The 20,736-nt window shown below is 69.1% G+C and carries 16 protein-coding genes; 15 read left to right on the forward strand and 1 reads right to left on the reverse strand.

What is annotated here, in order from left to right; translation table 11 throughout:
- The first annotated feature begins 14 nt into the window (after window positions 1–14).
- The 14 genes from ACZ6ZP_RS38635 to recQ all read left to right on the forward strand — a co-directional run bounded on the left by ACZ6ZP_RS38635 (window position 15) and on the right by recQ (window position 17,831).
- Window positions 15–569 carry a NuoB/complex I 20 kDa subunit family protein gene (locus tag ACZ6ZP_RS38635; RefSeq protein WP_160506582.1) on the forward strand — a complete coding sequence of 185 codons (555 nt, stop codon included), beginning with the start codon at window positions 15–17 and terminating at the stop codon, window positions 567–569.
- Complete coding sequence (locus tag ACZ6ZP_RS38640; RefSeq protein WP_469410285.1) at window positions 566–1,291, forward strand: NADH-quinone oxidoreductase subunit C; 726 nt, start codon at window positions 566–568, stop codon at window positions 1,289–1,291. Before ACZ6ZP_RS38635 ends, ACZ6ZP_RS38640 begins: the two co-directional genes overlap by 4 nt.
- Complete coding sequence (locus ACZ6ZP_RS38645; protein ID WP_351170226.1) at window positions 1,291–2,613, forward strand: NADH-quinone oxidoreductase subunit D; 1,323 nt, start codon at window positions 1,291–1,293, stop codon at window positions 2,611–2,613. Before ACZ6ZP_RS38640 ends, ACZ6ZP_RS38645 begins: the two co-directional genes overlap by 1 nt.
- 38 nt (window positions 2,614–2,651) lie before the next feature.
- Window positions 2,652–3,458: an NADH-quinone oxidoreductase subunit NuoE gene (gene nuoE / locus ACZ6ZP_RS38650; RefSeq protein WP_351170443.1), complete on the forward strand. Its 807-nt coding sequence runs from the start codon at window positions 2,652–2,654 to the stop codon at window positions 3,456–3,458.
- On the forward strand, window positions 3,455–4,819 hold the full coding sequence (nuoF, locus tag ACZ6ZP_RS38655; protein WP_351170229.1) for an NADH-quinone oxidoreductase subunit NuoF: 1,365 nt from the start codon (window positions 3,455–3,457) through the stop codon (window positions 4,817–4,819). Before nuoE ends, nuoF begins: the two co-directional genes overlap by 4 nt.
- Window positions 4,816–7,329, forward strand: a complete 2,514-nt coding sequence (locus tag ACZ6ZP_RS38660; protein WP_383820311.1) for an NADH-quinone oxidoreductase subunit G — start codon at window positions 4,816–4,818, stop codon at window positions 7,327–7,329. The genes nuoF and ACZ6ZP_RS38660 overlap by 4 nt, the downstream gene beginning before the upstream one ends.
- An 8-nt stretch (window positions 7,330–7,337) precedes the next feature.
- Window positions 7,338–8,702 carry an NADH-quinone oxidoreductase subunit NuoH gene (nuoH, locus tag ACZ6ZP_RS38665; RefSeq protein WP_351170446.1) on the forward strand — a complete coding sequence of 455 codons (1,365 nt, stop codon included), beginning with the start codon at window positions 7,338–7,340 and terminating at the stop codon, window positions 8,700–8,702.
- Entirely contained in the window at window positions 8,695–9,366 is a 672-nt protein-coding gene (nuoI, locus tag ACZ6ZP_RS38670) for an NADH-quinone oxidoreductase subunit NuoI (protein ID WP_351170235.1), read from the forward strand. Before nuoH ends, nuoI begins: the two co-directional genes overlap by 8 nt.
- Entirely contained in the window at window positions 9,363–10,178 is an 816-nt protein-coding gene (locus ACZ6ZP_RS38675) for an NADH-quinone oxidoreductase subunit J (protein WP_351170238.1), read from the forward strand. Before nuoI ends, ACZ6ZP_RS38675 begins: the two co-directional genes overlap by 4 nt.
- Window positions 10,175–10,474: an NADH-quinone oxidoreductase subunit NuoK gene (nuoK, locus tag ACZ6ZP_RS38680; protein WP_249588397.1), complete on the forward strand. Its 300-nt coding sequence runs from the start codon at window positions 10,175–10,177 to the stop codon at window positions 10,472–10,474. The genes ACZ6ZP_RS38675 and nuoK overlap by 4 nt, the downstream gene beginning before the upstream one ends.
- Window positions 10,475–10,488: 14 nt before the next feature.
- Window positions 10,489–12,384: an NADH-quinone oxidoreductase subunit L gene (gene nuoL, locus ACZ6ZP_RS38685; RefSeq protein ID WP_351170242.1), complete on the forward strand. Its 1,896-nt coding sequence runs from the start codon at window positions 10,489–10,491 to the stop codon at window positions 12,382–12,384.
- 5 nt (window positions 12,385–12,389) lie between these two features.
- Entirely contained in the window at window positions 12,390–13,961 is a 1,572-nt protein-coding gene (locus ACZ6ZP_RS38690; RefSeq protein ID WP_351170245.1) for an NADH-quinone oxidoreductase subunit M, read from the forward strand.
- Complete coding sequence (gene nuoN / locus ACZ6ZP_RS38695; protein ID WP_351170248.1) at window positions 13,958–15,661, forward strand: NADH-quinone oxidoreductase subunit NuoN; 1,704 nt, start codon at window positions 13,958–13,960, stop codon at window positions 15,659–15,661. The genes ACZ6ZP_RS38690 and nuoN overlap by 4 nt, the downstream gene beginning before the upstream one ends.
- A gap of 175 nt (window positions 15,662–15,836) precedes the next feature.
- A complete protein-coding gene (gene recQ, locus ACZ6ZP_RS38700; protein WP_469410286.1) occupies window positions 15,837–17,831 on the forward strand; it encodes a DNA helicase RecQ in 1,995 nt (664 codons plus the stop codon).
- Between the two features lie 142 nt (window positions 17,832–17,973).
- Here the strand turns inward: recQ and fahA are convergent, their stop codons facing one another.
- Window positions 17,974–19,269, reverse strand: coding sequence for a fumarylacetoacetase (fahA, locus tag ACZ6ZP_RS38705; RefSeq protein WP_351170254.1), 1,296 nt, complete (start codon window positions 19,267–19,269; stop codon window positions 17,974–17,976).
- Between the two features lie 193 nt (window positions 19,270–19,462).
- Between fahA and ACZ6ZP_RS38710 the strand changes: the two genes are divergently transcribed.
- Window positions 19,463–20,719, forward strand: coding sequence for a carboxylate--amine ligase (locus ACZ6ZP_RS38710; RefSeq protein ID WP_366461877.1), 1,257 nt, complete (start codon window positions 19,463–19,465; stop codon window positions 20,717–20,719).
- The last annotated feature ends 17 nt before the right edge of the window (window positions 20,720–20,736 follow it).

A 20,736-nucleotide genomic window follows, 5' to 3' on the forward strand; every position in this document is an offset into this window, starting at 1 on the left:
AGGGGCAAAGAGCAATGGGACTCGAAGAGAAACTGCCGAGCGGATTTCTGCTGACCACCGTCGAACAGGCCGCGGGCTGGGTGCGCAAGTCATCCGTCTTCCCCGCGACCTTCGGCCTCGCGTGCTGCGCCATCGAGATGATGACGACGGGAGCCGGGCGTTATGACCTGGCTCGCTTCGGTATGGAGGTCTTCCGCGGTTCGCCGCGGCAGGCCGATCTGATGATCGTGGCCGGGCGTGTGAGCCAGAAGATGGCGCCGGTCCTGCGGCAGGTCTATGACCAGATGCCCAACCCCAAGTGGGTCATTTCCATGGGGGTTTGCGCTTCGTCGGGCGGGATGTTCAACAATTACGCGATTGTGCAGGGCGTGGACCACATTGTCCCTGTTGACATCTATTTGCCCGGCTGTCCGCCGCGGCCCGAGATGTTGATGGACGCGATCCTCAAGCTCCACCAGAAGATCCAGGGCGGCAAGCTCGGGGTCAACGCCGAGGAAGCGGCCCGCGAGGCGGAGGAGGCGGCCCTCAAGGCGCTCCCCACCATCGAGATGAAGGGGCTGCTGCGGTGAGCGACGACCACCCGAACGGGAACGCGAACGGGAACGGAGTTCCCGCCCCCCGCGACGAGGCCGGCGAGGTCATCGGCGTACGCAAGGGCATGTTCGGCGCCAACAACGGCGGCGACACGTCCGGTTACGGCGGGCTCGTGCGGACGGTCACCCTGCCGGGCGCCTCCGCGCGCCCCTACGGCGGCTGGTTCGACGAAGTCGCGGACGAGCTGGAGGGGGCCCTGGAAGAGCAGGGGCTGCTTCCGGAGAACGCGATCGAGAAGACGGTCGTCGACCGCGACGAGCTCACCTTCCACATCGCGCGCGAGCACCTCGTCCGGGTCGCGCAGACCCTGCGCGACGACCCGGCCCTGCGCTTCGAGCTCTGCACGGGCGTCTCGGGGGTGCACTTCCTCGAGGACAAGGGCCGCGAGCTGCACGCCGTCTACCACCTGCGCTCGATCACCCACAACCGCCTGATCCGGCTCGAAGTCAGTGCCCCTGACGCCGATCCGCACGTCCCCTCGCTGGTCGCGGTCTACCCGACGAACGACTGGCACGAGCGCGAGACGTACGACTTCTTCGGCCTGATCTTCGACGGTCACCCGGCGCTGACGCGGATCATGATGCCGGACGACTGGCAGGGCTTCCCGCAGCGCAAGGACTACCCCCTCGGCGGCATCCCCGTCGAGTACAAGGGCGCCCAGATCCCGGCTCCGGACCAGCGGAGGTCGTACAGCTGATGAGCACGTCACATGCATCCGCGCGCGAGACGACCGAGGGGACTGTATATACAGTCACCGGCGGCGACTGGGACGAGGTCGTCCAGTCCGCGGCCCGGTCCGACGACGAGCGCATCATCGTCAACATGGGTCCGCAGCACCCGTCCACCCATGGTGTGCTCCGGCTCATCCTGGAGATCGAGGGCGAGACCGTCTCCGAGGCCCGCTGCGGCATCGGCTATCTGCACACGGGCATCGAGAAGAACCTCGAGTACCGCACGTGGACGCAGGGCACGACGTTCGTCACGCGCATGGACTACCTGACGCCGTTCTTCAACGAGACGGCGTACTGCCTGGGGGTCGAGAAGCTCCTGGGCATCGAGGACCAGATCCCGGACCGCGCCTCGATCATCCGCGTGCTCCTGATGGAGCTCAACCGGCTCTCCTCGCACCTGGTGTGCATCGCCACCGGCGGCATGGAGCTGGGCGCGACGACGATCATGATCTACGGCTTCCGCGATCGTGAACTCGTTCTCGACATCTTCGAGCTGATCACCGGCCTGCGCATGAACCACGCGTACATCCGGCCCGGCGGCCTCGCGCAGGACCTGCCCCCGGGGGCAGTGGACCAGATGCGCGAGTTCGTGAAGAAGATGAAGAAGAACCTTCCCGAGTACGACAAGCTCGCCACCGGGAACCCCATCTTCAAGGCCCGTATGCAGGACGTCGGCTACCTCGACCTCGCAGGCTGCATGGCCCTCGGCGCCACGGGCCCCGTCCTGCGCTCGGCGGGCCTGCCGCACGACCTGCGCAAGTCGGACCCCTACTGCGGCTACGAGAACTACGAGTTCGACGTGCCGACCGCCGACACCTGCGACTCCTACGGACGCTTCCTGATCCGCCTGGAGGAGATGCGCCAGTCGCTGCGCATCATCGAGCAGTGCCTGGACCGCCTGGAGCCGGGTCCGGTCATGGTCGGCGACAAGAAGATCGCCTGGCCCGCGCAGCTGGCGCTCGGCCCGGACGGCCTCGGCAACTCGCTCGATCACATCAAGAAGATCATGGGCACCTCCATGGAGGCCCTGATCCACCACTTCAAGCTGGTGACCGAGGGCTTCCGGGTCCCGGCCGGGCAGGCGTACACCGCGGTCGAGTCGCCCAAGGGCGAACTCGGGGTGCATGTCGTCTCCGACGGCGGCACCCGCCCCTACCGGGTCCACTTCCGCGACCCGTCCTTCACCAACCTCCAGGCCATGGCGGCGATGTGCGAGGGCGGCCAGGTCGCCGACGTCATCGTCGCCGTCGCGTCCATCGACCCCGTGATGGGAGGCGTCGACCGGTGACCACCACTCCCCAGCAGGGCACGGGCGTCAGCCTGGGCATGCCCCAACTCCCCGCCCCCGACTTCCCGGCCGACGTACGGGCCAGGCTCGACGCGGACGCCAAGGAGGTCATCTCCCGCTACCCGGACTCCCGGTCCGCGCTGCTCCCGCTGCTGCACTTGGTGCAGGCGGAGGAGGGCTACGTCACGCGCACGGGCATGGCCTTCTGCGCGGAGGTGCTCGGCCTGACCACCGCCGAGGTCACCGCGGTCGCGACCTTCTACACGATGTACCGGCGCAAGCCCTCCGGCGACTACCAAGTCGGCGTCTGCACCAACACGTTGTGCGCCGTCATGGGCGGCGACGCGATCTTCGAGCAGCTCCAGGAGCACCTGGGGGTCGGCAACGAAGGGACCACGGAGGACGGCAAGGTCACGCTGGAGCACATCGAGTGCAACGCGGCCTGCGACTTCGCCCCCGTCGTGATGGTCAACTGGGAGTTCTTCGACAACCAGACTCCCGAGACCGCCAAGCGGCTCGTCGACGACCTGCGCGCGGGCGTGCAGGTCGAGCCGACCCGCGGCGCCCCCTTGTGCACGTACAAGGAGACGGCCCGGATTCTGGCCGGATTCCCGGACGAGCGCGCGGGCGCCGTCGAGGCGAGCGGCGGCGCGGGCCCCGCGTCGCTGATCGGACTCCGCCTGGCCAAGGGCGACTTGCCGCAGCCGCGCGTGGTCCACCCGCGCACGGGCGGTCCGCAGGACGAGGCGCCTGCCGAGCACCTCAGCTCGCACGACGCACCGCAGGAGACCTCGGCATCCGACCCGGCCCACCCGGCCGGACCGACCGCCGAGGAGGGGGAGTGATGACCTTGGCAGCCGAGATCGACCACGAGACAAGCCCCGAGAAACTGCTCGCGCCGGTGCTCTCGGCGTTCTGGGACGAGGAGAAGTCCTGGACGCTGGAGACCTACCGGCGGCACGAGGGGTACGAGGGTCTGCGCAAGGCCCTGGCCATGGCGCCGGACGACCTCATCGCGTACGTGAAGGACTCCGGTCTGCGCGGCCGGGGCGGCGCGGGATTCCCCACCGGAATGAAATGGCAGTTCATTCCGCAGGGAGACGGAAAGCCTCACTATCTAGTTGTCAACGCCGACGAATCGGAGCCGGGGACCTGCAAGGACATCCCGCTCCTCTTCGCGAACCCGCATAGCCTCATCGAGGGCATTGTGATCGCCTGTTACGCGATCCGCTCGTCGCATGCCTTCATCTACCTGCGTGGTGAAGTCGTCCCCGTGCTCCGACGGCTGCACGAGGCCGTGCGTGAGGCGAAAGAGGCGGGATTCCTGGGCGAGAACATCCTGGGCAGCGGAATCGACCTCGAACTCACCGTGCACGCGGGCGCGGGCGCGTACATCTGTGGTGAGGAGACCGCGCTGCTCGACTCGCTCGAAGGCCGCCGTGGCCAGCCGCGACTGCGTCCCCCTTTCCCTGCTGTCGCGGGCCTCTACGCATGCCCCACTGTCGTCAATAACGTCGAGTCCATCGCGTCGGTTCCCGCGATCCTGAATCGCGGAAAAGACTGGTTCAAGTCGATGGGGAGCGAGAAGTCCCCCGGCTTCACGCTCTATTCGCTGAGCGGCCACGTCACGAGCCCCGGTCAGTACGAGGCGCCGCTGGGCATCACGCTGCGCCAGCTGCTCGACATGAGCGGCGGGATCAGGGCGGGCCACCGGCTCAAGTTCTGGACGCCGGGCGGGTCTTCGACGCCGATGTTCACCGACGAGCACCTCGACGTCCCCCTGGACTACGAGGGCGTGGGCGCCGCCGGTTCGATGCTGGGCACGAAGGCGCTCCAGTGCTTCGACGAGACGACCTGCGTCGTGCGGGCGGTCACGCGCTGGACCGAGTTCTACGCCCACGAGTCCTGCGGCAAGTGCACGCCCTGCCGCGAAGGAACGTACTGGCTGGTGCAGTTGCTGCGCGACATCGAGGCCGGCAAGGGCGTCATGTCCGACCTGGACAAGCTGAACGACATCGCCGACAACATCAACGGCAAGTCCTTCTGCGCCCTCGGTGACGGCGCCGCCTCGCCGATCTTCTCCTCGCTCAAGTACTTCCGCGAGGAGTACGAGGAGCACATCACCGGCAAGGGCTGCCCCTTCGACCCGGCCAAGTCGACTCTCTGGGCCGACCGGCCCGCCGCACATTCGGAGGTGAACGCATGACAGTGACCACCAACAGCGCTCCCTCCGGAGGGGGCGAGCCGGCCGTTCCGCCGGAAGACCTCGTGTCGCTGACGATCGACGGCATCGAGATCAGCGTCCCGAAGGGGACGTTGGTGATCCGGGCCGCCGAGCTCCTCGGCATCGAGATCCCCCGGTTCTGCGACCACCCGCTGCTCGATCCCGCGGGCGCTTGCCGCCAGTGCATCGTCGAGGTGGAGGGCCAGCGCAAGCCGATGGCCTCCTGCACCATCACCTGCACCGACGGCATGGTCGTGAAGTCGCAGCTCTCCTCGCCGGTCGCCGAGAAGGCCCAGCGCGGTGTGATGGAGCTGCTCCTCATCAACCACCCGTTGGACTGCCCGGTCTGCGACAAGGGCGGCGAGTGCCCCCTGCAGAACCAGGCGATGCAGGTCGGCGACACGGACACCCGCTTCGAGGGCAAGAAGCGGACGTTCGAGAAGCCGGTGCCGATCTCCACGCAGGTGCTTCTCGACCGCGAGCGGTGTGTGCTCTGCGCGCGCTGCACCCGCTTCTCCAACCAGATCGCGGGCGACCCGATGATCGAGCTGCTGGAGCGCGGCGCGCTCCAGCAGGTCGGCACGGGCGAGGGCGACCCCTTCGAGTCGTACTTCTCCGGCAACACCATCCAGATCTGCCCGGTCGGCGCGCTGACCTCGGCGGCGTATCGCTTCCGCTCCCGGCCCTTCGACCTGGTGTCGTCGCCGTCGGTCTGCGAGCACTGCGCGGGCGGCTGCGCGACGCGCACCGACCACCGGCGCGGCAAGGTCATGCGGCGCCTCGCCGCCGACGACCCCGAGGTCAACGAGGAGTGGCTCTGCGACAAGGGGCGCTTCGGCTTCCGTTACGCGCAGAAGCCGGATCGCCTCACCACGCCGCTGGTGCGCAACTCCGCGACAGGTGAGCTGGAGACCGCAAGCTGGCCCGAGGCGCTCGAGGCCGCGGCCACCGGGCTCGCCGCCGCGCGCGGCCGGGCCGGTGTGTTGACCGGCGGTCGCCTCACCGTGGAGGACGCCTACGCGTACAGCAAGTACGCGCGCGTGGCGCTCGACACGAACGACATCGACTTCCGCGCGCGCGTGCACAGCAGCGAGGAGGCCGACTTCCTCGCCGCCCGGGTCGCGGGCCGGGGCCGGGATCTCGACGGCACCGGAGTCACGTACGCGGAGGTGGAGAAGGCACCCGCCGTCCTGCTCGTCGGGCTCGAGTCCGAGGAGGAGGCGCCCGGGGTCTTCCTGCGTCTGCGCAAGGCCTGGCGCAAGCACGGCCAGCGGACGTTCTCGCTCGCGACGCATCAGACCCGGGGCCTGGAGAAGGCGGGCGGCACGCTGCTGCCCGCTGCTCCGGGCACCGAGACGCAGTGGCTCGACGCCCTGGCCGGCGGAGCCGGTCTCGAGGGTGACGGTGCCAAGGCGGCCGATGCGCTGCGCACTTCGGGCGCGGTGATCGTGGTCGGCGAGCGGCTCGCCGCCGTGGCGGGCGGGCTCACCGCCGCCGTACGGGCCGCGTCCGCGACCGGTGCGCGCCTGGTGTGGATTCCGCGCCGGGCGGGGGAGCGCGGCGCCGTCGAGGCGGGCGCGCTGCCTTCGCTGCTGCCCGGCGGGCGTCCGTCCACCGACCCGCGCGCGCGGGACGAGGTGGCCACCGCCTGGCGCGTCGCCGAACTCCCGCACCGCTACGGCCGCGACACGGGCCAGATCATCGAGGCCGCGGCCACCGGCGAACTGCGTGCGCTGCTCGTGGCGGGCGTGGAGGTCGCCGACCTTCCCGACCCGGCACGCGCGCGTGAAGCTCTCTCCGAGGTCGGCTTCCTGGTCTCCCTGGAGCTGCGGCCCAGCGAGGTCACCGAGCACGCCGACGTCGTACTGCCCGTGGCGGCGGTCGCGGAGAAGCCCGGCACCTTCCTCAACTGGGAGGGCAGGGCGCGGATGTTCGACGCCGCGCTCAAGCCGGACCAGATGACGCGCACGCTGGCCCCGACGGACGCGCGTGTGCTGCACATGCTGGCCGACGCCGGGGACGTGCACCTGGGTCTGCCCGACCTGGCGAGCGCCCGGCGCGAGCTGGACCGGCTCGGCGGCTGGGACGGCCAGCACGTCGGCGACCCCCAGGAGACGGCGGCTCAGCCGCCACGGCCCGCTTCCGGAGAGGCCGTTCTCGCGGGGCACCGGCTGCTGCTCGACCAGGGCCGCCTCCAGGAGGGCGACGAGGCGCTCGCCGGCACGCGGCACGCCGCGGTCGCCAGGCTCTCGGCGGCCACCGCGGCCGAGGCGGGCGTCAAGGACGGCGACGTCCTCGCGGTCACCGGCCCCGCGGGGGCGACGGAACTGCCGCTCCAGGTCACCGAGATGCCCGACCGCGTGGTGTGGCTGCCGCTGAACTCGACCGGGGGAGGCGTCACTTCCGACACCGGCGCGCGCCCCGGCGACCTCGTCCGCATCGGCCCGGCGCTCCTGCCGGAGCCCTCTGAGGCCCCGGAGGTGACGTCGTGATGCACCACATGGTGCCGCTTGCGGCGGAAGACCTGTCCATGTTCGGCCGTGACCCGTGGTGGCTGGTGGCCGTCAAGGCGGTCTTCTGCTTCGCGTTCCTGATGGTGACGGTGCTCTTCTCCATCGTCTGGGAGCGCAAGGTCGTCGCCTGGATGCAGCTGCGCATCGGGCCCAACCGGCACGGCCCCTGGGGCATGCTGCAGTCCCTCGCGGACGGCATCAAGCTGATGCTCAAGGAAGACCTGATCGTCAAGCGCGCGGACAAGGTGGTCTACATCCTTGCCCCGATCGTCGCGGCGATCCCGGCCTTCATGGCCATCGCGGTGATCCCCTTCGGGCCCGCGGGCAACGAGATCTCGATCTTCGGCCAGCGTACGACGATGCAGCTCACCGACCTGCCGATCGCGATGCTCTACATCCTCGCGGTCGCCTCGGTCGGCATCTACGGCATCGTGCTCGCGGGCTGGAGCTCCGGTTCGACCTATCCGCTCCTGGGCGGCCTGCGCTCCTGCGCGCAGATGATCTCGTACGAGATCGCGATGGGCGCCGCGTTCGCCTCGGTGTTCCTCTACTCCGGGTCGATGTCGACCTCGGCGATCGTGGAGGCGCAGGCGGACCGCTGGTACGTCCTGCTGCTTCCGGTCTCGTTCCTGATCTACATCGTGACGATGATCGGTGAGACCAACCGCGCGCCGTTCGACATGCCGGAGTCCGAGGGCGACCTCGTCGGCGGCTTCAACACCGAGTACTCGTCGATCAAGTTCGCGCTGTTCATGCTCGCCGAGTACGTCAACATGGTCACCGTCTCGGCGGTCTCGGTCACCCTCTTCCTGGGCGGCTGGCGGGCCCCGTACCCGATCAGCACCTTCTGGGAGGGCGCGAACCACGGCTGGTGGCCGATGCTCTGGTTCGTGATCAAGGTCCAGCTGCTGCTGTTCTTCTTCATCTGGCTGCGCGGCACGCTGCCACGCGTCCGCTACGACCAGCTGATGAAGCTCGGCTGGAAGGTCCTGATCCCGGTCTCGGTCGTCTGGCTGATGCTCGTGGCGACGGTCAGGGCGATGCGGAACGAGGAGTACGACTTCACCTCGATCGCGCTCTATGTGGGCGGCGGGGTCATCGCGCTCCTGTTGCTCTCCGTGGTCGTCGACATCTTCCGCGACAAGCGCGAGAAGGAAGCGGCAGCCGAGGAGGAGCCGGTCGCCTTCGACCCGATGGCGGGCGGATTCCCGGTTCCGCCGCTGCCCGGCCAGAGTCTGCCGCCCGTGCCGCGCCGACGCTCGCGCCAGGAGCGGGAGTTGATTGTCAGTGGTGGGCCGGATACTCAAAGTGACGGAACCCGCAGTGACGGAAAGGAGGCGTCCGATGGCTGAGTCGAAGAAAGAGTCACACCAGTCGCAGCACGAGTCGAACCAATCGAAGCAGGGGTTCCAGAACCCCGTAGCGGGCTTCGGCGTGACCTTCAAGGCCATGTTCAAGAAGCGGCTGACCGAGCAGTATCCGGAGCAGGAGAAGACCACCGCTCCCCGCTTCCACGGCAGGCACCAGCTCAATCGCCATCCGGACGGCCTGGAGAAGTGCATCGGCTGTGAGCTCTGCGCCTGGGCCTGCCCCGCGGACGCGATCTATGTGGAGGGCGCGGACAACACCGAGGAGGAGCGCTACTCCCCGGGCGAGCGGTACGGCCGCGTCTACCAGATCAACTACGCCCGCTGCATCCTGTGCGGCCTGTGCATCGAGGCGTGCCCCACGCGCGCGTTGACGATGACGAACGAGTTCGAGCTGGCCGACAGCAGCCGCGAGAAGCTCATCTTCACCAAGGAGCAGCTGCTCGCCGGCCTGGAGGAAGGCATGGTCGAGTCACCGCACTCGATCTTCCCGGGCACGGATGAGCAGGACTACTACCGCGGTCTGGTGACGGAAGCGGCGCCCGGCACGGTTCCCCAAGTCGCCGTCTCCAAGGGGGAGACGCCCCAGGAGGCCGCCTCCACCTTCGGGGACTCCGAGCCCGCGTCGGAGAAGGTGATCCGCCGATGACGCAGCTCGCCGCCTACACCACATCCACCGGTGAGGCCGTCCAGTTCTGGGTGCTCGGCACGGTCGCCGTGATCGGCGCCCTGTGCACGATCCTCATGAAGAAGGCCGTGCACAGCGCGCTCTGCCTCGCCGGGACCATGATCATCCTGGCGGTCTTCTACCTCGCCAACGGGGCGTACTTCCTGGGCATCGTCCAGGTCGTCGTCTACACCGGCGCGATCATGATGCTCTTCCTCTTCGTGGTCATGCTCGTCGGTGTCACCGCCGCCGACTCCCTGAAGGAGACCATCAAGGGGCAGCGCTGGCTGGCCGGCCTCTGCGGCTTCGGCTTCGCCATCCTGCTCTTCGCGGGGATCGGGAACGCCTCGGTGAACGAGTTCGCGGGCCTCGGCAAGGCGAACGCGGGCGGCAACGTGGAGGGCCTCGCCGAGAGCATCTTCACGAAGTACGTCTTCGCCTTCGAGATCACCGGCGCACTGCTCATCACCGCCACCGTCGGCGCGATGGTGCTCACCCACCGCGAGCGCACGGAGCGCGCCAAGACGCAGCGCGAGATGTCCGAGGAGCGCGTGCGCGGCAAGCACCTCCCGCCGCTGCCCGCCCCCGGTGTCTACGCCCGGCACAACGCCGTGGACGTCGCCGGACTGCTCCCCGACGGCACCCCGTCGGAGCTCACGGTCAACAAGACGCTGCGTGAGCGCGGCCAGATCCGCGATGTGTCCGCCGAGGCGCTGGACGACCTGCGGGCCCTCGAACAGCGCTCCACGGAGCGCCTCGAGCGGTCGCCCAAGAGCGAGGAGGCGTCGAAGTGAATCCGGTCAACTACCTGTATCTTGCGGCGCTGTTGTTCTCGATCGGCGCCACCGGCGTGCTGATCAGGCGGAACGCGATCGTGGTCTTCATGTGTATCGAGCTGATGCTCAACGCGTGCAACCTCGCCTTTGTCGCCTTCTCCCGGCTGCACGGCAATCTCGACGGCCAGATCATCGCGTTCTTCACGATGGTCGTCGCCGCGGCGGAAGTCGTGGTCGGCCTCGCGATCATCGTGTCGCTGTTCCGCTCCCGTCACTCGGCCTCGGTCGACGACGCCAGCCTGATGAAGCTGTAAGGGGTCGCTGAAAAGTGGAGAACCTGATCGCGCTGCTCGTAGCGGCGCCTCTGCTCGGAGCGGCCGTACTGCTGTGCGGCGGGCGGCGATTGGACCGTGTGGGCCACTGGCTCGGCACGCTGCTCGCGGCCGCCTCCTTCGTCGTCGGCGTCGTGCTCTTCGCCGACATGCTGGGCAAGGGCGCCGAGGAGCGCTCCCTGTCGCAGCACCTGTTCAGCTGGATCCCCGTGGAGGGCTTCCAGGCGGACATCGCCTTCCAGCTGGACCAGCTGTCGATGACGTTCGTCCTGCTGATCTCCGGTGTCGGCACACTGATCCACATCTACTCCATCGGGTACATGGAGCACGACGAGCGGCGCCGCCGCTTCTTCGGCTACCTGAACCTGTTCCTCGCGGCGATGCTCATCCTGGTCCTCGCCGACAACTACCTCCTCCTGTACGTCGGATGGGAGGGCGTCGGCCTTGCCTCGTACCTCCTGATCGGCTTCTGGCAGCACAAGCCCAGCGCGGCCACCGCCGCGAAGAAGGCCTTCCTGGTCAACAGGGTCGGCGACATGGGCCTCTCGATCGCCATCATGCTGATGTTCACCACCTTCGGGACCTTCGCCTTCGGTCCTGTCCTGGAGGCCACCGGTGAGACGTCGGAGGGCAAGCTGACGGCCATCGGCCTGATGCTGCTGCTCGCGGCCTGCGGCAAGTCGGCCCAGGTGCCGCTCCAGTCCTGGCTCGGCGACGCGATGGAGGGCCCGACCCCGGTCTCGGCCCTCATCCACGCGGCGACGATGGTGACCGCGGGCGTGTACTTGATCGTCCGCTCCGGCGAGATCTTCAACGCCGCACCGGACGCGCAGCTGGTCGTCACCGTCGTCGGTGCGGTCACGCTCCTCTTCGGTGCGATCGTCGGTTGCGCGAAGGACGACATCAAGAAGGCCCTCGCCGGGTCGACGATGTCCCAGATCGGGTACATGATCCTGGCCGCGGGCCTCGGCCCCATCGGCTACGTCTTCGCGATCATGCACCTGGTGACGCACGGCTTCTTCAAGGCCGGGCTCTTCCTCGGGGCCGGTTCGGTCATGCACGGCATGAACGACGAGGTCGACATGAGGAAGTACGGCGGCCTCAGGAAGTACATGCCGGTCACCTTCGTGACCTTCGGGCTCGGCTATCTGGCGATCATCGGCTTCCCCGGTCTGTCCGGCTTCTTCTCCAAAGACAAGATCATCGAGGCGGCGTTCGCCAAGGGCGGCACGGAGGGCTGGATCCTCGGCTCGGTAGCGCTGCTCGGCGCCGCGATCACCGCGTTCTACATGACGCGCGTCATGATCATGACCTTCTTCGGAGAGAAGCGCTGGCAGCCGGACGCGGACGGCAACGAGCCGCACCCGCACGAGTCGCCCAGGTCCATGACGATCCCGATGATCGTGCTCGCCTTCGGGTCGGTCTTCGCCGGTGGCTTCTTCAGTATCGGCGACCGCTTCATGCACTGGCTGGAGCCGGTCACCCACCACGACCACGGCCACTCGCCGCTGAGCGCCACCACGGTCACCGGCGCCACCATGGTGGTCCTGCTCATCGGTGTGGCCCTGGCCTACGTCCAGTACGGCCGCAAGCCCGTCCCGGTCACCGCCCCGCGAGGTTCGCTGCTCACCCGGGCGGCCCGGCGCGATCTCCTCCAGGACGACTTCAACCACGTCGTCCTGGTCCGCGGCGGAGAGCACCTCACCCGCTCCCTGGTCTACGTCGACCACACCCTGGTCGACGGAGTCGTCAACGGCACGGCGGCCTCGGTCGGCGGGCTCTCCGGACGGCTGCGCAAGATGCAGAACGGCTATGCCCGCTCCTACGCGGTCTCGATGTTCGGCGGCGTTGCGGTACTCATCGCCGCGACCCTGCTGATGAGGGCGGTCTGATACCGATGTCCTTTCCTCTGCTGACAGCGACGGCGGCCCTGCCCGCGATCGGTGCGATCGCCACGGCGGCCGTCCCGGCCGCCCGGCGGACCGCCGCCAAGTGGCTCGCGCTGCTCGTGTCGCTCGCCACGCTCGCGCTCGCCGTGACCGTGCTCGTGCGGTTCGACCCCGACGGATCCCGCTACCAACTGACCGAGTCCCGCGCCTGGATCGCGGAGTTCGGGGTGCGGTACGAGCTCGGGGTGGACGGCATCGGTGTCGCCCTCATCGCGCTCACCGCACTCCTGATGCCCTTCATCATCCTGGCGGGCTGGCACGACGCCGACCCCCTGGAGACGAAGTCCTCGCGCTGGCGGCCGACTCAGGGCTTCTTCGCCCTGATCCTCGCCGTCGAGGCGATGGTGATCATCTCCTTCGCGGCCACCGACGTCTTCCTCTTCTACATCTTCTTCGAAGCCATGCTCATCCCGATGTACTTCCTCATCGGCGGCTTCGGGGACCGTGCCCACGCGGGCAGCGACGAGAAGGCCTCGGCGCAACGCTCGTACGCGGCCGTGAAGTTCCTCCTGTACAACCTGGTCGGCGGCCTGATCATGCTGGCCGCCGTCATCGGTCTCTACGTGGTGGCGGGGAACTTCTCGCTCCAGGAGATCGCCGAGGCGCGGGCCAACGGCTCGCTGGACATGGCGACCAACACCGAGCGGCTGCTCTTCCTCGGCTTCTTCTTCGCCTTCGCGGTGAAGGCGCCCCTGTGGCCGCTGCACACCTGGCTGCCGAACGCGATGGGGGAGTCCACGGCCCCGGTCGCCGTCCTGATCACGGCCGTGGTCGACAAGGTCGGCACCTTCGCGATGCTGCGGTTCTGCCTCGGGCTCTTCCCCGAGGCGAGCAAGTGGGCGACGCCGGTCATCCTCGTGCTCGCGCTGGTCAGCATCATCTACGGCGCGCTGCTCGCGGTCGGCCAGCGCGACATCAAGCGCCTGGTGGCCTACGCGTCGATCTCGCACTTCGGGTTCATCATTCTCGGCATCTTCGCGATGACCTCCCAGGGGCAGTCCGGCGCGACGCTCTACATGGTCAACCACGGGATCTCGACCGCCGCGCTGATGCTGGTGGCCGGCTTCCTGATCTCGCGGCGCGGTTCGCGGCTCATCGCGGACTACGGAGGGGTGCAGAAGGTCGCCCCGGTGCTCGCGGGCACCTTCCTGATCGGCGGTCTCGCGACGCTCTCGCTGCCGGGACTCGCCCCGTTCGTCAGTGAATTCCTGGTCCTGGTCGGTGCGTTCGCGCGCTATCCGGTGGTCGGGATCATCGCCACCATCGGCATCGTGCTCGCCGCGCTCTACACCCTCGTCCTCTACCAGCGGACGATGACGGGCCCGGTGAAGCCGGAGGTCTCGGCCATGCCGGACCTGCGGGTACGTGAACTCGTGGTCGTCGCACCGCTGATCGCGCTCCTGATCGGCCTCGGTGTCTATCCGAAGCCGCTCACCGACCTGGTGAACCCGGCGGTCAAGCACACCATGTCCGACGTACAGCAGAAGGACCCGAAGCCCGACGTGGAGGCGGCCAAGTGAGCGCATCAGCCGTCCACAGCCTGTGGACAATGGCGTCGGCCGCGGCGCCCCAAGATCAGATCGACAAGATCGACACTCCCACGATCGAGTACGCGCAGCTGTCACCGACGTTGATCGTCATCGGCGCGGCGGTCCTCGGGATCCTCATCGAGGCCTTCGTACCGCGCAAGTCCCGTTACTACGCGCAGGTGTTCGTGGCCGTCGTCGCCCTCACCGCGGCCTTCGCCGCGGTCGTCGGCCTCGCGACCACGGGGTACGGCACGACGAAGGCGCACATCGCCGCCATGGGCGCGATCGCGGTCGACGGACCCGCGCTCTTCCTCCAGGGCACGATCCTCCTCGCGGGGCTCGTGGCGATCTTCACCTTCGCGGAGCGGCGGCTCGATCCGGTGACGCATGGCGTTGGGGCCTCCCCTGCTCGAACGAAGTTGAGAGCTTGGGGACGCGTCGACTCGTTCGCCGCGCAGGCCGGTGCCACACCGGGCAGCGAGGGCGAGAAGGCCGCCATGAAGGCCGGGTTCACCACCACCGAGGTGTTCCCGCTGGCCCTCTTCGCGATCGGCGGGATGCTCGTCTTCCCGTCGGCGAACGACCTCCTGACGCTCTTCATCGCCCTCGAGGTCTTCTCGCTGCCGCTCTACCTGCTCTGCGCGCTCGCCCGCCGCAAGCGCCTGATGTCGCAGGAAGCCGCCGTCAAGTACTTCCTGCTCGGCTCGTTCTCCTCGGCGTTCCTGCTCTTCGGGATCGCCCTGCTGTACGGGTACGCGGGCTCGGTGTCGTACGGCACCATCGCGAAGGTCGTCGACGGCAGCATCCAGACGGTGAACCCGGCGCTCGCCGACACCATGGGCAACGACGCGCTGCTCCTGATCGGCGCCGCGATGATCGTCATGGGCCTGCTCTTCAAGGTGGGCGCGGTGCCGTTCCACATGTGGACGCCCGACGTGTACCAGGGAGCGCCCACCCCGGTCACCGGCTTCATGGCCGCGGCGACCAAGGTGGCCGCCTTCGGCGCGCTGCTCCGGCTCCTGTACGTGGTCCTGCCGGGGCTGCGCTGGGACTGGCGGCCCGTGATGTGGGGCGTCGTGATCCTCACGATGCTGGCCGGTGCGATCGTCGCGATCACCCAGACCGACATCAAGCGGCTGCTCGCGTACTCCTCGATCGCCCACGCGGGCTTCATCCTCGCCGGTGTCATCGCCATGACCCCGGACGGCATCTCGTCGGTCCTCTTCTACCTGGCGGCCTACTCCTTCGTGACGATCGGCGCGTTCGCCGTGGTCACGCTGGTGCGGGACGCGGGCGGCGAGGCCACGCACCTGTCGAAGTGGGCGGGGCTCGGCCGGCGCTCGCCGCTGGTCGCCGCCGTCTTCGCGGTGTTCCTGCTCGCCTTCGCCGGCATTCCGCTGACCTCCGGGTTCTCCGGAAAGTTCGCGGTCTTCAAGGCGGCGGCCGAGGGCGGCGCCGGTGCGCTTGTCGTGGTCGGTGTGATCTCGTCCGCGATCGCGGCGTTCTTCTACATCCGTGTGATCGTGCTCATGTTCTTCAGCGAGCCGAAGGCGGACGGTCCGACCGTCGCCGTGCCCTCGCCGCTGACGATGACGGCGATCGGCGTGGGCGTGGCGGTGACGCTGGTCCTGGGCGTGGCCCCGCAGTACTTCCTGGATCTGGCGAACCAGGCGGGGGTCTTCGTCCGGTAGCCGCCTGCTCCGGTAGCCCACCTGTTCTACTCGCCGCGGCCCGGCATCCCCTCCGACAGGGGTGCCGGGCCGCGGCCTGTGGATAACTGCCGGAGCTGTCGGTGCGGAGCCCTATCGTGGAGTCTGTGGTCGAAGCGCGGCACACGGGGGCAGGGCGATGGATGGGAACAGTGGCATGAGCGAGGTGACCGTACAGAGCGCGGTGGCGGAGAGTGACGCCCTGCGGACGCTGCACCGCGTCTTTGGATATGACGCGTTCCGCGGTGAGCAGGAAGCGATCATCGAGCACGTGGTCGCGGGCGGGGACTCCGTCGTGCTGATGCCCACCGGCGGCGGCAAGTCGCTCTGCTATCAGATCCCCGCCCTGGTCAGGCCCGGCACCGGCGTGGTCGTCTCCCCCCTCATCGCACTCATGCAGGACCAGGTGGACGCGCTGCGGGCCCTCGGCGTGCGGGCCGGGTTCATCAACTCCACGCAGGACTTCGACGAGCGGCGCGTGATGGAGGCCGAGTTCCTCGCGGGGGAGCTCGACGTGCTGTATCTGGCGCCCGAGCGGCTGCGCCTGGAGGGGACGCTCGATCTGCTCTCCCGCGCCAAGATCTCGGTCTTCGCGATCGACGAGGCGCACTGCGTGGCGCAGTGGGGCCACGACTTCCGCCCGGACTATCTGGCGCTCTCGCTGCTCGGCGAGCGCTGGCCCGACGTGCCGCGGATCGCCCTGACGGCGACGGCGACGCACGCCACGCACCGGGAGATCACCGAGCGGCTCGGCATGCCGGACGCGAAGCACTTCGTGGCGAGCTTCGACCGGCCCAACATCCAGTACCGCATCGTGCCGAAGGCCGAGCCGAAGAAGCAGCTCCTGTCCTTCCTCAAGGAGGAGCACGCGGGCGACGCGGGCATCGTCTACTGCCTCTCGCGCAACTCGGTGGAGAAGACCGCCGAGTTCCTCTGCAAGAACGGCATCGAGGCCGTGCCGTACCACGCGGGCCTGGACGGCAGGACGCGCGCCGCCCACCAGTCCCGCTTCCTGCGGGAGGAGGGCCTGGTCGTCTGCGCCACGATCGCCTTCGGCATGGGCATCGACAAGCCGGACGTCCGGTTCGTCGCCCACCTCGACCTGCCGAAGTCGGTCGAGGGGTACTACCAGGAGACGGGCCGCGCCGGCCGTGACGGCCTGCCCTCCACGGCCTGGATGGCGTACGGCCTGCAGGACGTCGTCCAGCAGCGGAAGATGATCCAGGGCAGCGAGGGGGACGAGGCGTTCCGCCGCCGGGCGGCCTCGCACCTGGACTCGATGCTGGCGCTGTGCGAGACCGCCCAGTGCCGCCGGGTCCAGCTCCTCACGTACTTCGGCCAGGACGCGGACGCGCAGTCCTGCGGCAACTGCGACACCTGCCTGACACCGCCGGAGACCTGGGACGGCACGGTCCCGGCCCAGAAGGTCCTCTCCACGGTCGTGCGCCTCCAGCGCGAGCGCGGCCAGAAGTTCGGCGCGGGCCAGATCATCGACATCCTGCTCGGCAAGAAGACTGCCAAGATCATCCAGTTCGACCACGACCAGCTCTCGGTCTTCGGCATCGGCGAGGAGCTCGCGGAGGCCGAATGGCGGGGCGTGGTGCGGCAGTTGCTGGCCCAGGGACTGCTCGCGGTTGAGGGGGAGTACGGCACGCTGGTCCTGACCGAGGAGAGCGGCACGGTCCTCGGCCGGGAGCGGGAGGTGCGGTTGCGCAAGGAGCCCAAGCGGCCCGCCGCGGCGAAGGCCGCGAAGGGGGAGCGGAAGGCGAAGTCCGCCGCGGCCGTCGCCGAGCTGCCGGCGGAATCGGTGCCGGTGTTCGAGGCGCTGCGGGCATGGCGCGGGGCGCAGGCCAAGGAGCTCGGCCTGCCGGCGTACGTGATCTTCCACGACGCCACGCTCCGGGAGATCGCCACACTGCGGCCCACGTCGCTCGCGGAGCTGGGCGGCATCAGTGGCCTGGGCGAGAAGAAACTGGCGACGTACGGAGAGGGCGTGCTTGAGGTCCTCGCGGAGCTGGGCGGAGCGGCCACTCCACCGCCCCCGCAGGCCGCGGTGCCCGAGCAGGCCGCAGCGCCCCCGCAGGCCCCGGAGCCGCCGGAGGCCCCGGAGCCGCCGGAGGAGGAGTGGCCGGAGCCGCCGGACGACTTCTGAGCGGCCGAGGGGCAGCGACCCAAAGGGGCGCGGGGCTCTGACATGTGCGGCTCCGCCGCGTGGGCGCGACCAGCCACGGTGGCGCCGCAGACGAACCAGGTGCGGAGGGAGCCGGGGGTGAACTCACCCCCGGCCGACAGTCCTACCGCGCCGAGGCGACCCTGCCAGAAACCTCGCCGAGGCCCACCCGGGTGCCATCGGGCCCGGGGGCCCATGCCGTGAGGGTGACCTCGTCCCCGTCCTCCAGGAACGTCCGCTTCCCGTCCGGAAGGACAAGCGGGTCGCGGCCGTTCCAGGTGATCTCGATGAGGGAGCCGTACTGGCCCTCGGAAGGTCCGCTGACCGTGCCCGAGCCGTACAGGTCGCCCGTGCGCAGGGACGCGCCGTTCGCCGTCATGTGGGCCAGCTGCTGGGCGGCCGTCCAGTAGACGCTGGAGAAGGGCGGCTCGGAGATGACGTGGCCGTTCAGGGTCACGGTGATGCGCAGGTCGTAGCCGGCGGGCTCGTCCGCGACGGACTCCGCCGAGTCGTCCAGGTAGGGCAGGAGTTCGTGCGTGCGCTCTGGAGGGGCGACCCGCGCCGCGTCCAGGGCTTCGAGGGGGGTGATCCACGCCGAGACCGAGGTGCAGAAGGACTTGCCGAGGAACGGCCCGAGGGGGACGTACTCCCAGGCCTGGATGTCGCGCGCCGACCAGTCGTTGAGCAGGGTCAGGCCGAAGACGTGGTCACGGAAGTCCGCGAGCGGCACCGGGGTGCCCAGCTCCGACGGCGTACCCACGACGAAGCCGACCTCGGCCTCGATGTCCAGGCGGACGGAGGGTCCGAAGACCGGGGCGGTCTCCGCGGGAGCCTTGCGCTGCCCGGACGGGCGTACCACTTCAGTTCCAGAGACCACAACGGTGCCGGACCGGCCGTGGTAACCGATGGGGAGGTGCTTCCAGTTCGGGGTCAGCGGGGTCGGAGCGTCAGGGCGGAAGATCTGCCCCAGGTGGGTCGCGTGGTGCTCGGAGGCGTAGAAGTCCACATAGTCCGCGACCTCGAAGGGGAGGTGCAGCCTGACCTCGGACAACGGGTGCAGCAGGGGGCGCACGACCTCGCGGTGCGCCGGGATCGTGACCCAAGCGGTGAGCGCGCGCCGCACGTCGGACCAGGCCGTGCGGCCCGCGGCGAGCAGCGGGTTGAGCGTGGGCCCGGCGAGCAGCGAGACGTAGGGCGAGCCGAGCGCGGCGGCCGCGGCCCCCGCGTCGAGGACGTGATCACCGAGTCGTACGCCGACCCGGCGCTCCGTGGTCCCGGGCGCGTCCCCGGCCAGGGAGAACACGCCGTACGGGAGATTGTGCGGCCCGAAGGGATCGCCCTCCGCGAGAGCGAACGGGTCGCTTACGGAGCGGACGGAAGGGTCGCTTCCGCCCTGATCGAGCGGGGTGTGCTCGGACATGCGTACCTGCCTCGCTTTCCATATGGGTGTGCCACACGTTACGTGGAAGCCCCCGGTTGGGGCAGTGTCTAAAGAGTTCGCAATGTCCGAATAAGCCTTGCTGGAGTGGTCAGTTCCGGCTTAGCGTCCTTTGGGGGACGCGGACGGGGTGGGTCCGGGTCAGACGGAGGGACACGTGGGGGGACCCGTGGCCATGAGGAACTACAGCGTGCCCTTCGCGGTGGACCGTGAGGTGCCCGGCCTGATCGTGAAGTTCGGCAACTATCCGCTGCACCACGGAGGTGTGGGCGCGATCCGCAGCCTCGGGCGGCTCGGCGTTCCCATGTACGCGATCACGGAGGACCGCTACACACCGGCCGCCGCCTCGCGCCATCTCACCCGCGCCTTCCCCTGGCCGACCACGGGGGCGGAGGAGCCGGAGCGGCTCGTCGAGGGGATGCTGCGCGTCGCGCGCCGGATCGGCAGGCCCACGGTCCTGATCCCGACCGACGAGGAAGCGGCCGTCCTCATCGCCGAGCACCAGGGCGCGCTGGGCGGGGCCGGGTTTCTCTTCCCGCGCGTGGAGCCGGAGTTGCCGCGTCGCCTCGCCAGCAAGCAGGGCCTGCACGAGCTGTGCGTGGAGCACGGCATAGCCTCGCCGGCCGCGTGCTTCCCCGAGAGCTACGGCGACATAGTGGAGTTCGCCGCCGGGGCGGTCTTCCCGGTGGTCGCCAAGAACCGCGAGGCGTTCACGCGCCGCTCCCGCCCCGCGGTGAACGGGACGACGCGCATAGAGACCCCCGGGGGCCTGCTCGGCCTCGCCCGTGACTGGGGCGAGCGGCCCGGAGTGATACTCCAGGAGTACCTGCCCAGGGAGCAGGCCGAGGACTGGATCGTGCACGCGTACTTCGACGCGGACTCGGAGCCGCGCGCGATCTTCACGGGCGTCAAGGTGCGCTCCTGGCCCCCGCACGCGGGGATGACGGCGAACGCGTACGTCGTCGACAACCCGGAACTCGCGGACCTCGCCGCACGTTTCATCAAACAGATCGGCTTCACCGGCGTCATCGACCTCGACCTGCGCTTCGACCGGCGCGACGGTCAGTACAAACTGCTCGACTTCAACCCCCGCATGGGCGCACAGTTCCGACTCTTCGAGAACGAGTCGGGGATCGACGTCATCCGTGCGATGCACCTGCATCTGACGGGCCGCCCGGTCCCCGAGGGGGAACAGCGCGCCGGTCATCGGTATGTCGTGGAGAACATCGACCTGCCCGCCCTCCTCGCCTACCGCCGCAGTGGCTACACCACACCGCACGCGCCCCCGCACGCGCGCGGCACGGAGCTTGCCTGGCTCGCGGCGGACGACATGAAGCCGTTCTTCACGATGCTCGCGCGCTTCGTGCGGCCCGGGGCGAAGCATCTGTATCAGCTCTGGCGCACGAACAGACGCGGCAGCAGCGCGAGCTGACCACCCGTCACGGCGGG

Source organism: Streptomyces sp. NPDC054047 (genome assembly GCF_055585065.1).

Excerpts from the sequence above, each read along its gene's own strand:
- fahA (WP_351170254.1), bottom strand. The coding sequence starts at position 19,269 with ATGTCCGAGCACACCCCGCTCGATCAGGGCGGAAGCGACCCTTCCGTC.
- ACZ6ZP_RS38675 (WP_351170238.1), top strand. The coding sequence starts at position 9,363 with ATGACGCAGCTCGCCGCCTACACCACATCCACCGGTGAGGCCGTCCAG.
- nuoH (WP_351170446.1), top strand. The coding sequence starts at position 7,338 with ATGGTGCCGCTTGCGGCGGAAGACCTGTCCATGTTCGGCCGTGACCCG.
- recQ (WP_469410286.1), top strand. The coding sequence starts at position 15,837 with ATGAGCGAGGTGACCGTACAGAGCGCGGTGGCGGAGAGTGACGCCCTG.
- ACZ6ZP_RS38660 (WP_383820311.1), top strand. The coding sequence starts at position 4,816 with ATGACAGTGACCACCAACAGCGCTCCCTCCGGAGGGGGCGAGCCGGCC.
- nuoI (WP_351170235.1), top strand. The coding sequence starts at position 8,695 with ATGGCTGAGTCGAAGAAAGAGTCACACCAGTCGCAGCACGAGTCGAAC.
- ACZ6ZP_RS38645 (WP_351170226.1), top strand. The coding sequence starts at position 1,291 with ATGAGCACGTCACATGCATCCGCGCGCGAGACGACCGAGGGGACTGTA.
- ACZ6ZP_RS38635 (WP_160506582.1), top strand. The coding sequence starts at position 15 with ATGGGACTCGAAGAGAAACTGCCGAGCGGATTTCTGCTGACCACCGTC.
- nuoE (WP_351170443.1), top strand. The coding sequence starts at position 2,652 with ATGCCCCAACTCCCCGCCCCCGACTTCCCGGCCGACGTACGGGCCAGG.
- ACZ6ZP_RS38710 (WP_366461877.1), top strand. The coding sequence starts at position 19,463 with ATGAGGAACTACAGCGTGCCCTTCGCGGTGGACCGTGAGGTGCCCGGC.
- ACZ6ZP_RS38690 (WP_351170245.1), top strand. The coding sequence starts at position 12,390 with ATGTCCTTTCCTCTGCTGACAGCGACGGCGGCCCTGCCCGCGATCGGT.